The sequence below is a fragment of the Pseudoalteromonas sp. S558 genome (genome assembly GCF_005886635.1).
GTDB classification, from domain to species: domain Bacteria; phylum Pseudomonadota; class Gammaproteobacteria; order Enterobacterales; family Alteromonadaceae; genus Pseudoalteromonas; species Pseudoalteromonas aliena.
In genome coordinates this window covers 1-12,293 of record NZ_PNDU01000379.1, presented here as the reverse complement: position 1 = coordinate 12,293, position 12,293 = coordinate 1, and the positions used below count along the sequence as shown (strand labels likewise).

11 protein-coding genes are annotated in these 12,293 nt (G+C 40.2%); 6 read left to right on the top strand and 5 right to left on the bottom strand.

Features of this window, described 5'->3' with window-relative positions; translation table 11 throughout:
- Positions 1-101: 101 nt before the first annotated feature.
- The 5 genes from CWB66_RS19650 to def all read right to left on the bottom strand — a co-directional run bounded on the left by CWB66_RS19650 (position 102) and on the right by def (position 7,123).
- The gene (locus tag CWB66_RS19650; protein WP_252371802.1) at positions 102-2,252 is read right to left on the bottom strand and encodes a TonB-dependent siderophore receptor; all 2,151 of its coding nucleotides are present in this window, start codon (positions 2,250-2,252) and stop codon (positions 102-104) included.
- A gap of 642 nt (positions 2,253-2,894) precedes the next feature.
- The gene (gene trkA, locus CWB66_RS19645) at positions 2,895-4,271 is read right to left on the bottom strand and encodes a Trk system potassium transporter TrkA (protein WP_077536518.1); all 1,377 of its coding nucleotides are present in this window, start codon (positions 4,269-4,271) and stop codon (positions 2,895-2,897) included.
- 79 nt (positions 4,272-4,350) lie between these two features.
- Positions 4,351-5,649, bottom strand: coding sequence for a 16S rRNA (cytosine(967)-C(5))-methyltransferase RsmB (gene rsmB, locus CWB66_RS19640; protein WP_138586673.1), 1,299 nt, complete (start codon positions 5,647-5,649; stop codon positions 4,351-4,353).
- Positions 5,642-6,595, bottom strand: coding sequence for a methionyl-tRNA formyltransferase (gene fmt / locus CWB66_RS19635; RefSeq protein ID WP_077536516.1), 954 nt, complete (start codon positions 6,593-6,595; stop codon positions 5,642-5,644). The genes rsmB and fmt overlap by 8 nt, the downstream gene beginning before the upstream one ends.
- A 21-nt stretch (positions 6,596-6,616) precedes the next feature.
- The gene (gene def, locus CWB66_RS19630; RefSeq protein WP_138586672.1) at positions 6,617-7,123 is read right to left on the bottom strand and encodes a peptide deformylase; all 507 of its coding nucleotides are present in this window, start codon (positions 7,121-7,123) and stop codon (positions 6,617-6,619) included.
- 118 nt (positions 7,124-7,241) lie between these two features.
- Here def and CWB66_RS19625 point away from each other — a divergent pair, with 118 nt between their 5' ends.
- From CWB66_RS19625 to hemF, 6 genes are all read left to right on the top strand, one after another.
- Positions 7,242-8,363, top strand: coding sequence for a LysM peptidoglycan-binding domain-containing protein (locus CWB66_RS19625; RefSeq protein ID WP_077536514.1), 1,122 nt, complete (start codon positions 7,242-7,244; stop codon positions 8,361-8,363).
- 31 nt (positions 8,364-8,394) lie between these two features.
- Entirely contained in the window at positions 8,395-9,486 is a 1,092-nt protein-coding gene (dprA, locus tag CWB66_RS19620) for a DNA-processing protein DprA (RefSeq protein WP_077536513.1), read from the top strand.
- Position 9,487: 1 nt separating this feature from the next.
- Complete coding sequence (locus CWB66_RS19615; RefSeq protein WP_138586671.1) at positions 9,488-9,961, top strand: DUF494 family protein; 474 nt, start codon at positions 9,488-9,490, stop codon at positions 9,959-9,961.
- Positions 9,962-10,075: 114 nt separating this feature from the next.
- Positions 10,076-10,651, top strand: a complete 576-nt coding sequence (locus tag CWB66_RS19610) for a DNA topoisomerase family protein (protein ID WP_138586670.1) — start codon at positions 10,076-10,078, stop codon at positions 10,649-10,651.
- A 25-nt stretch (positions 10,652-10,676) separates the two neighbouring features.
- Positions 10,677-11,240 (top strand): L-threonylcarbamoyladenylate synthase type 1 TsaC, encoded by a 564-nt coding sequence (gene tsaC / locus CWB66_RS19605; RefSeq protein ID WP_138586669.1) that lies wholly within the window; start codon positions 10,677-10,679, stop codon positions 11,238-11,240.
- Between the two features lies 1 nt (position 11,241).
- The gene (gene hemF, locus CWB66_RS19600; protein WP_138586668.1) at positions 11,242-12,192 is read left to right on the top strand and encodes an oxygen-dependent coproporphyrinogen oxidase; all 951 of its coding nucleotides are present in this window, start codon (positions 11,242-11,244) and stop codon (positions 12,190-12,192) included.
- Positions 12,193-12,293 lie beyond the last annotated feature (101 nt).

Sequence of the window (12,293 nt, the reverse complement as noted above, 5' to 3'; positions counted from 1 at the left end):
AACCACACTACATAGGCTCTGCCTTGCCTAAATACCAAACACACTGCTGCAAATTTAACCTCGAAAGATCAACAGCCCCTAGGGCCGTTGACCACATTCTATTAAAAGTTGTAATCGAAACGCAGTGAGAATTTACGTGGGCTGCCGTACCGGTACTGGTTATAAAAACCAATTTGATCGTAGTAAGTTTTATCAAACAGGTTATCTATATTAGCGCTAATGGCTATTTGATCATTGAGCTGATAACTGGCCATTAAACTGGCTACTCCATAAGCTGACTGCTCCACTTCAACATTACCAAGTACTGGGTTTTTAACGTCATCATAACTGCGGCTCTGCCAGCGGTAGCCACCACCGATTTTAACACCTTTTAAATAACTACTTAGTCTATAGCTAGTGAAAAGCTTGTATTGTTCTTTAGGGTTAGTGGTATTGAGCGGTTTTGTATCATGGGTTTCGCCTTTACTATGAGTGTAGCCAACATAAAGATCCCAATTATCAGTTAAGCTCCCGTTGAGTTCAAATTCATAACCTTCTGTTACGGTGCCATCTATAGGTCGATAGATAGCCTGCATGGTCTCAGGAATACTCTCACCTGTGTATACACCTAAGTTATCTTGCTGGATTTCAAATGCTGACAAAGAGATATCAACGCGATCAGCAATTAATGACGCTTTAATACCTATTTCATAGTTTTTGCCTTTAATTGGTTCAAGGTAATCACCGTTGGCATCTACTCGACTTTGTGGAGTGAATATATCGGTATAGTTGGCATAAAGTGCCCAGCTATCAGTTAGCGAGTAAGTGGCACCTAAATAATTTGTGAGTTCGTTATTTAATTTAAAGTCGTGCTCACTACCAAAATTATCTTGATTGGTTTGCCAGCGATTTAAGCGGCTCCCTAAAATGAATGCAAGTTGATTCGTTATATTAAGCTGGGAAGCAAAGTAGAGCGCATCTTGTTTGGTTGTGCCATATGAACCATAAGCCGGATTTTGCTGCCAAATTGGTTTAGGGTAGTCGTAATTTGGGGCTGTAAAATCCCCAATAACACCGGCGCTTTGTTGTGCTGGGAAATACGGTGTAGAGAACGTTTGCTTTTGACTATTCCAGCCAAAGACTAATTGATGTGCTTGATTAAGCCAATCAAAGTGACCCGTAAGCTCTAGTTCATAAGTTCGCTGAATACGCTTTGCATCAATATAGTTAAGCGAACCGGGCGTCATACCTATATTTGTTTTTGGATCAGGGTGACCCTTCGCCCACATAACATCATAATGTAAGTCATTATTACCATAAACGTAACTAGCGCTTAGCTGCCAATCATTATTGAAATGGTGTTCTAAGCTAATAAAGCTATTTAATGCCTCGGTTTGTGACGATGCCCAGCTTGCTGCTGTAGACGTTTCTCGATCGTAATATGTACGACTACCGTCACTATAAAAAATAGGTAAACCACCTGACATTGTTCCTTGTGGATCCGTTGTTTGATGATCAAGTGCAATCGTAAATAAGGTGCTATCGGTGAAGTCTGCTTCTACAATACCGTACACAGTATTACGACTTTGACTAAATCGATCTTGATATGACTCTTGCTCTTGATACGCAACAACTGCACGAGCACGAACACTCTCAGTGTTATTTAAGCTACCGGAGATATCAATAACTCCTCTATATTGTTGCCAAGAACCAATAGAGGCGCTTACTTTTAATTGGTTGTTAACAGTAGGGCGTTTACGAATTAGGTTAATTGCGGCAGATGGGTTGCCCGCACCCAGCATTAAACCCGTTGCACCACGGACGACTTCAATTCGTTCGTAAATAGCGGTATCAGTTAAATTGTCACCATAGTTAAAACGGGTGTCATAAGTTGTAGCAATACCATCGTATAAAATACTGGTAACACTAATTCCTCGAGCAGAAATTGAAAACTTACCGTTATCCGCTTCTCTTGCATTGATGCCAGTAACACTGGTAATTGCTTCGATAGCGCTATTGAGCTGTTGATCAGCCATTAATTGACTGGTGATGGCAATAACAGATTGTGGGGTTTGCAGATGAGATAGGTCAAGGCCTGTTGCAGAGCTCATTGAGTTCGTTTTATAGCCACTATTTTTTTCACCAACAACAGTGAGCTTTTCAATGTCTTTTTTAGCTTCGGCGTTTGCGTTTGGTGAAATTCCAGCAAGAAGAATACTAGTAACACTACAATAGATAAGAGAAAGAGGTTTATTTAAAACAGGGCGTATCATTTGAAGAAATCCATTTGTATTAAGAATAATGTGAAATTAACTTTTCACATAATGAAATACGTATTGAACTAAACCTTAAATATTTAAGTGGACTAACAATAACGATAAAAAGTACTGTAATGGTGCTTCTATAAAGAATAACTAATACAGCATTAATACCAATGTGCAATATTACTTAATCAATTTCAGGGATTAAATCTGACGCTAACAGCGTTAAAAATTCTGATATAGAACAATTGAATAACGAATTTTTTCCTTGTTATCGACACGATTTTCTTGCCTCAAAATAGAACGCTTAATTAAGCAAATTGGTATAAGTTCTAATTTTCTCGAATTCATATCAATCAGTATAAAAACCGTGAATAATTTAACGGATCAAAGCAAATACTAACATCGTGAAAATTTTATTTAGCTAGTTAGATTGCGATTATCTTATTGTTAAATAGCTCCCGCACTTATATCGATTGGCATTATTTGTTGGCCATCAAAAAGCTTAGTGCAATTTGTATCGTTGATGTTTGATTATCAAACAACGTGAGGGTAATAGATTTAAGTGCGCAAGTAAATGCTTTTGAGATTGATTCGTATTTGTTTTTGTGGTTTTCTATACATAAACTATGCATAGAAAACAAAGGAGGTTTTTTATAAAAAGATTGCGCTAACCTGAAACAGTTTTTCTACTACGTTAATGTGCTTTTTATCGATTAAAAACATAATAACGTGATCTCCCGATAAAATAATGGTGTCGTCGTGAGCAATAAGTACATCGTCATTACGCACTATTGCACCTATGGTGGTACCCGCAGGGAGTTTTATATCAGCGATGGCTCGGCCAACGACCTTTGATGTATTTTCATCACCATGGGCAACGGCTTCAATCGCTTCAGCGGCGCCTTTACGTAGAGAATACACGTTAACGATATCACCACGGCGTACGTGTGTTAATAACGCTGATATCGTTGCTTGTTGTGGAGAGATGGCAATGTCTATTTCGCCGCCCTGTACTAAGTCAACGTAAGCGCCACGCTGAATAAGCACCATGGTTTTTTGTGCGCCCATACGTTTTGCAAGCATGGCCGACATAATATTTGCTTCATCGTCGTTGGTTACGGCAATAAATACATCAACTTGTTCAATATGCTCTTCTGAGAGTAGTTCTTGATCAGATGCATCACCACAAAACACCACGGTGTTGTCGAGCATTTCAGATAGTTGCTCAGCTCGCTCTTTACTGCGTTCAATGAGTTTAACGGTGTGATTTTTTTCAAGTGAGCGAGCAAGGCCTGCGCCAATATTACCACCACCCGCTATCATAATTTTTTTGTAAGAGCGTTCCAGTTTTTGCAGCTCGTTCATTACAGCGCGTATATGTTTTGTCGCGGCAATGAAAAACACTTCATCATCGGCTTCAATGACCGTTGTACCCAATGGTTTAATTGCTTTACCTTGGCGATAAATAGCGGCAACACGAGTTTCTACATTAGGAATGTGCTCTTTAAGTGCAGATAACGCATAGCCTACCAGCAAACCACCATAGTAAGCTTTTACGGCGACTAATGAGAGCATACCATCGGCAAACTGCAAGACTTGCAATGCACCAGGGTAGTCAATTAAGCGACGAATATATTTGGTCACCAGTGCTTCGGGGGCAATGTAGTGATCGATTGGTAAATCATCGTTTTGAAATAGTTTTTCACGGTATTTTAAATATTGCTCAGAACGAATTCGGGCAATTTTTGTAGGGGTTTTAAAAATACTGTAAGCGACTTGGCATGCAACCATGTTTACTTCGTCTGAACTGGTTACCGCTATAATCATATCAGCATCTTCTGCACCAGCACGACGTAATACGTCAGGATGAGCGCTGTGGCCCATCACCCCTTGTAAGTCGTACTTATCTTGGAGTTCACGTAAACGGTTACCATCTATATCAACAACGGTTATTTCGTTTTGCTCACCGACTAAGTTTTCAGCTAGTGTGGCACCAACTTGCCCAGCACCGAGTATGATTATTTTCATTATTTACCAGTGTTATAAGTAGCTATTCAAAGCCATTTTAATTAAAAAATGGCTAATTATCGAAAGTATTTAAGCTAAACTATTTAGACTTTTTCACTAATTTCGCATAATAAAAGCCATCACTTTCGCCAGGCAGTAATTGTAGCCCTGGTGTTGTAATAGTGTCTTTATCATGAAGAGGAATATGCTCTACGTCGTCGTTATTAGCCAAAAACTTAGCAACTTGTTGTTGGTTTTCCTGTGGAAGAACCGAACACGTAGCATATACCAATGTACCACCTGGTTTTAAAAGTGGCCAAATGCTATTGAGTATATCGCCTTGAAGTGCGGCTAAATCTACAATGTCTGATGCGCGACGAAGCCATTTTATATCTGGATGACGACGAATAACGCCAGTTGCAGAACAAGGTACGTCTAATAAAATACGATCAAACTGTTGATCATCCCACCATGTGTGCGGTTGCGAGGCATCGCCACATTGTAGGTCTGCACCTAAGCCAATACGCGTTAAGTTTTGCTTAACACGTTCAAGGCGAGTTGAATCGCTATCGAGAGCAAGTACGTCTGCATCAGCAAGCTCTAATATGTGACATGTTTTACCGCCAGGTGCTGCACAGGCATCTAAAATAGTGTCGCCATCTTTTGGTTCTAAAAAGCGTGCTGCAAGTTGTGCTGCGGCATCTTGTACTGAACATGCACCTGTATCAAACTCAGGCAATGAAAATACATCACGCGGTTTAGCAAGCTTAATCCCATCTATAAAGTCAGGGTTTAAGGTGTGTTCTATATCGTTCGCCGTTAGCATATCGCTGTATTCTTGCGTGCTATATTGTGCTTGATTTACACGTAACCACATAGGGGCTTGTTGTTGGTTTTCTGCAAGTAAGTCTTCCCAGCTATCAGGGTAGGCTTCTTTTACTTGTTTAATAAACCAATTTGGGTGGTTGTATAAACACACCGGAATAAGCTTCGCTTTTTCTTCAAGCTCAACTTGTTGGCGTTGAAAACTACGTAAAATAGCGTTAATAAGCCCTTTTAAACCTAAAGCACGTAGTTGAGCAAGTGCATTCACTGTTTCTGAAATTGCTGCATGTGGCGGTACACGCATGTGTTGTAGCTGATAAATACCTACATACAATAAAAATTGAAATATTCTGCGCTTACCTTTTAGTGGATCTTCTACTAAATGTTGGCAGTAGTTTTCAAGGCTAGGTAAGTAGCGTAAAACGCCATAACAAATTTGTTGCAGTAGCGCTTTGTCTTTTGGTGGCAAGCCTTGGCTAGCAAATGGCAGTTCTTGATTAAGCGAAGCGCCTTTATCAACTACGTTATATAAAGTTTCAGCGGCAAGCGCTCGTACGTTTTGGACATTACTCATTATTTTCGCCTAATACTGTGCCAGGGGTAACCCAGTCACCACGACCATTTAAGAAGTCGTTAATTGCCATTGGTTTTTTACCTTGCGGTTGTAATTGCGTAATACACAAAGCATGTTCACCACACGCTACTACGACGCCATTTTTATCGCTTGATAAAATTTGTCCTGGATTGCCCGATTGCAGGACAACCTGCGCTTGGTAAACCTTTACTGTTTGCTCGCCCATTTGAGTAAAGCACACCGGCCATGGGTTAAAAGAGCGAATGTTTCGCTCAATTTGCAGCGCACTCATAGACCAGTCTATATTTGCTTCCTCTTTAGAAAGCTTTTTAGCATAGTTAGCAAGTTCATCATTTTGAGGTTCTGGTGTGATCTCGCCATTCGCTAGTTTGTTAATGGTTTCAATTAACGCGTCAGGGCCTAGCTCAGCAAGCTTTGTATATAAACTAGCACTAGTTTCTGTCGTGCTAATAGGGCAGCGACTAATATGCAACATATCACCAGTATCTAAGCCTTCATCCATTTGCATTATTGTTACGCCGGTTTGCTCATCACCCGCCCAAATAGCGCGTTGAATAGGTGCCGCACCGCGCCAGCGCGGCAATATAGAGCCATGCACATTTAAACAACCTAAGCGTGGGGCTTCTAATATCGCTTTAGGTAAAATTAAGCCATATGCTACAACAATCATAATGTCGGCATTTAAGCTTGTTAGTTCTGCTAATGCTTCATCATTTTTTAATGATTGTGGCTGAAAAACAAGGAGGTTGTGCTCAAGCGCTAGCTCTTTTACTTCACTGGCTTTTAGTTTTTTACCTCGACCAGCAGGGCGGTCGGGTTGGCTGTATACACCAACAATTTTATGTTCGCTTTGTATCAGCGCTTGTAAATGACGTGCGGCAAAGTCCGGCGTACCGGCAAATATAATGCGTAATGGTTGAGTCACTGAGTTTTCCTAAGGTGCTTATTACTGTTCTGCAAATTTAGCTTCTTTTTCAAGCTTTTTACGAATACGTTGGCGCTTTAATGGTGATAAGTAATCAATGAACAATTTACCTTGCAGGTGATCTAGTTCATGTTGAATACAAATAGCCAGTAATTCGTCTGCATCTAGTACAAACTCTTCACCGTTTTCGTTAAGTGCAGAGACTGTTACTGTTTCTGCACGGTCAACTTTTGCATACGAATTAGGCACTGATAAACAGCCTTCTTCGCTAATGGTTGAGCCATCTTTTTTGATGATTTGTGGGTTAATTAATACCAGAGGCTCATTTCGCTCTTCTGATACATCAATCACAACAATTCTTTGATGAATGTCTACTTGCGTAGCAGCTAGTCCGATGCCATTTTCATCATACATAGTTTCCAGCATGTCTTTAACAATTTGGCGTACTTGGTCGTCAACTTGCACAACTTCTGTTGCTATTGTACGTAAACGCTCATCCGGAAATCTTAAAACTTCTAACCTAGCCATAGTTACCTTTTTCACTTGTGCTTAATTTAGGGTATTGTATGCTCTTATTTTAGCCATTCACGTTCACCTTTAACAGGTTTTGGTCAATAATAATGAAAAAACAATATGAGGAAGCTCAATGAAATCTCCGTTAGTCGCAGCTATATTTGCATTAAGTGCTGCTTTTCCTGCAATTGCTGATGTGCTCGAAATAAAAAAAGATGCACCAAAACAGTATGTTGTAAAAAAAGGAGACACGCTTTGGGGAATTTCTGATATTTATTTGAGCGATTCATGGCTATGGCCAAAGTTATGGGAAATGAACTCTCATATTAGTAACCCTCACCTAATTTATCCTGGGGATGCACTTACTTTAGTTTATGGTGCAGGTGGAACACCTCGCTTAGTGTTAAATAAAGCTTATAAAAAGCTTTCGCCAAAAGGTTATATTACTGCTAAAGGTAAAGATGCAGTGACGACTTTGCCGTTAGAATTAATTAAACCTTATCTAACTTATGAGCAGGCGCTTAATAACGAAGAAATAGATGGGAAACCCTATGTATTAGGTGCCAATCAAAACACGAAGACTCAAACTCTCGATCATATTTTATATGTTAATGGCGATTTAAAGCTTAATCAGGCTTATGCTATTTACCACAAAGGTGAGGCTTACACCGATCCAGATACAAATGAAATTTTAGCTAACCGAGCAAGTTATGCCGGCATGGCTCGCGTATTTAGACGGGGCGATATTAGTAATGGCATTCCTTCATCAGTAAGGGTTGAATCGGTTAAGCGAGAAATTAAACAAGGTGATTTTTTATTGCCTGCTATGCAGGGACAAACGTTACCCGCATATTTTAATATGCATAGACCTAAACAGCCTTTAGAGGGCAAAGTGATAGCCTCTGCAAATCATGTTAGAGAATTCAGCACAATGGATATTGTGGTGCTAAACTTAGGGGCAGAACAGCAAATTGAACCTGGTCATGTGTTAGATATTGAACGCCAATCGCCTGGTGTAATTGATGGGCAACGAGGCCCTCGTTACCCAGAGGATTCAAGTAAGTTAGAAAGGCTTATATCAAGTACGAGTGAGCTTTTAGGGTTAGAGCCAGACGAAAATAGCACTGTGTGGTCTATGCCAAAAGAAAAAGTTGGCGAGTTAATCGTATTTAAAGTGTATGACAAAGTTAGCTATGCATTAATTACTAAAAACCAGCACCCAATTCGCGTTGGAGATTTTGCAGTTATTCATTAAGAAGTAGCGAGTCGGTGCTCTAGGAGAGAGCATGGATCAGTCATCTGGCAAGTTAGCCCACTGGCTTGCCTTTTATATGTGTAAAGGGTTAGGTATAAAAACTCTTTTAGCATTATCTACAAACCATTCCCTTGAGTCTTTATTCGACTTATCTCATGATCAGCTTTTACAACTTGGATTAACCGCTAATCAAGCTAGTAACTTACTTAATACTAATTGGCAGCAAGTAAGTCATTATGAGCAATTAATTGCACAGCACCATATCATTGCAGTGTGTATTTTTGACGCGCTTTATCCTGAAGATCTCCGGCAGATAGCCAGTGCTCCTTTATTACTCTTTTGTAGGGGGGATGTCTCGTTATTATCTACTCCACAAATTGCAATTGTAGGGAGTCGTAATGCCACACCTACCGGGCTTGAAATAGCATCAGAGTTTGCATACGAGTTAACTTTAGCGGGTATTACGGTTACTTCAGGTATGGCCAGAGGTATAGATGGCGCTGCACATAAAGGCTCGCTTGCAGGTACTGGTAAAACCATCGCAGTGCTCGGTACTGGAGTTGATATTTACTATCCTAAGCGTCATAAACTATTAACAGACCAAGTTTTAGAAAGCGGCCTGTTGGTGAGTGAATTTTTACCAGGCACTGCAGCTCACGCACATAATTTTCCACGTCGTAATCGTATTATATCTGGGCTCGCGTTAGGTGTGCTTATTGTTGAGGCTGAAATTAAAAGCGGTTCATTAATAACAGTTCGTTATGCGTTAGAGCAAAATAAGGAGGTGTTTGCTGTACCTGGATCAATTAAGAATCCGTTAGCGCAGGCTAGCCACTTTTTAATAAAGCAAGGTGCTAAATTGGTAGAAAATGTAACCGACATTCTTGATGAAGTGAGTTTCACTTATCAAGAAGATATATATACTAAAGAGCAGCCTATTCAAGCTAATTCTCAATGCGAAGTTTTAAATAGTATAGGGTTTGAAGTAACTAGCGTAGACGACATTGTGCGTCGTGCGCAGTGGCCAATAGATAAAGTACTCGCTAGGTTGCTCGACTTAGAGTTAGACGATCAGATAGAGCGAGTGTTAGACGGTTATATTAAGTTAAGCGCAGGGAAGTAATATGTTTGATATTCTTATGTATCTTTTTGAAAATTATATTCATAGTGAAGCGGATATTTTTGCAGAGCAAAATGAGCTAACCGATGAGTTATTACGTGCGGGTTTTAATAAGCCAGAAATATTCAAAGCGCTCGACTGGCTAGAGCAATTAGCCGACTTACAACACAATGATGAATCTCCCTATCTTATAGCGAATCCTCAACACGCAATGCGTATATTTACTGAAAGCGAATGCCAAAGGCTGAGTGTTGAGTGCCGCAGTTTTTTAATGTTCATTGAGCAAATAGGGGTTATTAATAGTGTGACTCGCGAAATGGTAATGGATCGCTTAGCCGCACTTGATAAATTAAACATAAGTTTAGAGGATTTAAAATGGATTGTGCTTATGGTTTTATTTAATGTCCCCGGTTCAGAAAAAGCATATGAACAAATGGAGGATTTAATTTTTGATGAACCCAGCGAGCTTCTTCATTAATAATTACCTTTAGTAAATTACTCAGGTTACTTAAACGGATAAGTACACCATTACTTGTATCTTTAAGTGGTTTGGGTATATTAGGCGAAAATTCACTAACCCTTTAGGATCACCATGAGTAAAATCGACCATTCGCTTTTCTCGGCGAACAAACACGCCCTCGAAAAAGAATACGAGATATGCCCGCAGTGTGGTTCAGAATTAGTGATCCGCAATAGTAAGTCTGGCCCATTCTTAGGTTGCGCAAGTTACCCTAAATGCGACTTTATTAGACCGCTGGCACATCACGACAGTAACGAAATAAAAATTCTTGAAGATTCAGCATGCCCGCAGTGCAGTAAACCGCTGGTGGTTAAAAATGGTCGTTACGGGATGTTTATTGGATGCACTGGGTATCCGCAGTGCCACTACATTGCTAACGAAAACGAAGAAAAACAAAATGAAGAAGTGTTACCAAGTTGCCCTAAATGCAAAAAAGGTCACTTAGTCGCGCGTAGTAATAAGTTTGGTAAAGTGTTTTATTCTTGTGATTGCTACCCAAGCTGTAAATACACGCTTAATAATAAACCGGTTGAACACTCGTGTCCTGAATGCAACTGGCCAATCGTCATAGAAAGAAATATGGCAAATGGTACACTATTGCAATGCCCACAAAAAAGTTGCATGCATAAGCTTGCCTCAACTGAATAACGTTTAATTATTTCTGGAGACTATTTTGTCAGACGTTTCAAATACGCCCACTGCAATAACATGCTTAACGCAAGGCGAAGTTATTTTATACCCAACCGAAGCTGTATATGGTTTAGGTTGCGATCCAGATAATCAACAAGCCGTTGAAGCACTATTAGCAATTAAGCAGCGACCAGTCGAAAAAGGCCTTATTTTAATTGCTGATAACTATGGGCAATTATTAAAATACGTAGATGACGCAAAAATACCGATGGATAAACGCGCTGATATTTTTTCGAGTTGGCCTGCTGCAATTACGTGGGTTATGCCTGCTTCTAAAAACACACCAAAATGGTTAACAGGGCAGTTTGATACTATCGCAGTAAGAGTAACAAACCATCCAACAGTAAAACGTTTGTGCCAAGAGTTTGGCAAACCGCTGGTATCAACCAGTGCAAACTTAACAGGTCAAGAAACGGTCACTAGTATTGAGCAAGCTAAAACGCAATTTGCAGAGCAAGTTGGTTTTTATGTTGACGAGCCGTTAGGTGGTAATACTCAACCAAGCACAATTAAAGATGCCATGACTGGAAAAATATTTAGAGGTTAATATGCACAGCGAATTATTAGATCAAGTAAAAGCATACTTTATGGCTTTGCAAGACACTATTTGCCAAGGTTTAGAAGCGGCAGATGGCAGTGCTAAATTTATAGAAGATAATTGGCAACGAGCAGAAGGCGGTGGTGGCCGTACACGTGTAACCACAAATGGCACAGTAATAGAGCAAGGTGGAGTTAACTACTCACACGTATTTGGTGCTTCAATGCCAGGCTCTGCAACAGCGCATAGACCTGAGCTTGCAGGGCGCAGCTTTCATGCATGCGGTGTGTCGTTAGTTATTCATCCAAAAAACCCACATGTGCCAACCAGCCATGCCAACGTACGTTTTTTTATAGCCGAAAAAGAAGGCGAAGAGCCAATATGGTGGTTTGGTGGTGGGTTTGACCTCACTCCTTTTTACCCCGTATTAGAAGATGTACAACATTGGCATCAAGTTGCTCACGATCTGTGTGCGCCATTTGGCGGTGAAGTTTATCCAAAATACAAAACATGGTGCGACGAGTATTTTTATTTAAAACACAGAGATGAAACACGAGGCGTAGGTGGTTTGTTTTTTGACGATTTAAACGAACTAGGCTTTGAAAAGAGTTTTGCGTTTATGCAATCTGTGGGTAATGGCTTTTTAGATGCCTATTTACCTATTATTGAGCGTCGTAAAAATGATGAGTACACAGCGCAACAACGTGATTTTCAACTTTACCGTCGCGGACGCTATGTAGAATTTAACCTAGTATGGGACCGAGGCACGTTATTTGGCTTACAAAGTGGTGGACGTACAGAATCTATATTAATGTCTATGCCACCACTGGCACGCTGGGAATATAATTTCAAACCAGAGCAAGGTAGTCCAGAAGCTAATTTATATCAGTACTACTTACGACCACAAGAGTGGCTAAGCAGTGAACCTGTACAATTGATTGCTCGAGACTGGCAATTGTAATAACAAGGCGCTAATCTACTGGCCTATTGCAAGTAAATTCAACGCAGTTAGCGCTGCAAATAGCTGCACGAGATAGATTTATTATCCAGAGTTCAGGTTAA